The 904-nt window shown below is 75.7% G+C and carries 1 pseudogene; it reads left to right on the top strand.

The window, feature by feature from the left end:
* Positions 1-904: pseudogene (locus KBX53_RS34370) on the top strand (pyruvate, water dikinase); the annotation flags it as partial.

The following is a 904-nucleotide window of genomic DNA, read 5'->3' on the forward strand; positions in this document are numbered from 1 at the left end:
GCTCAAGGGCCTCACCGGGCCGGACGAGATCCACACCGTGCTGGGCGGCATGCCGCACAACGTCACCATCGAGATGGACCTGGCGCTGTGGCGGCTGGCCCAGGGCGCGGGCGAGCACCGCCGACTCCTGCTCGACACCCCGCCGGCCGAGCTGGCCACGCGCTACCTGCGCGGAACCCTGCCCGACATCGGCATGGTCGCCTTCCTGGAGGCCTACGGCCACCGGGGCGTCGCCGAAGTCGACCTCGGCGTGCCGCGCTGGGAGGAGGACCCCGCGCCGGTCTTCGCCGCTGTCGCCAACTACCTGCGGGTCACCGATCCACGCCAGGGCCCCGACGAACGTTTCCGACAGGCCGCCGTCGCCGCCGAGCGAGCGCTGGCGGAGCTGATCGGGCGAGCCCGCCGTCGGCGGCCGGTGCGCGGCACCATCGCCGGTTTCCTGCTGCGCCGGGCGCGGTCGTTGGCCGGTCTGCGCGAGGCCGGCAAGTTCGCCGGGTTGTACCCACTGCGCGAGACCCGCCGGCAACTGCTGCTCATCGGCGCCGACCTGCACGGCACCGGGTTGCTGGACCAACCCGACGACATCATGTTCCTGACCCTCGACGAGGTGCACGCCGCCGTACACCAGGGTGTCGACCCGCGAGCGACAGTCACCTCCCGGCGGGCCGTGCACCGCCGGGAGCTACGCCGCGCGACGGTGCCGGTGGCGCTGCTCTCCGACGGCACCGACGTCGAGGCGGTCCTGCCCCCGACGGCGGCCGGCGACGGGACGCTCGCCGGCGTGGGCGCGGCGGCGGGTCGGGTGACCGGCCCCGCCCGGGTCGTCCACGACCGGGGCACCGCCCACGTCGAGCCGGGCGACGTCCTGGTGGCCGCGCCCACGGACCCCGGGGGGTCCCCGCTG

Origin of the sequence: Micromonospora sp. M51, from assembly GCF_018070305.1 — a bacterium.
GTDB lineage: Bacteria > Actinomycetota > Actinomycetes > Mycobacteriales > Micromonosporaceae > Micromonospora > Micromonospora parva.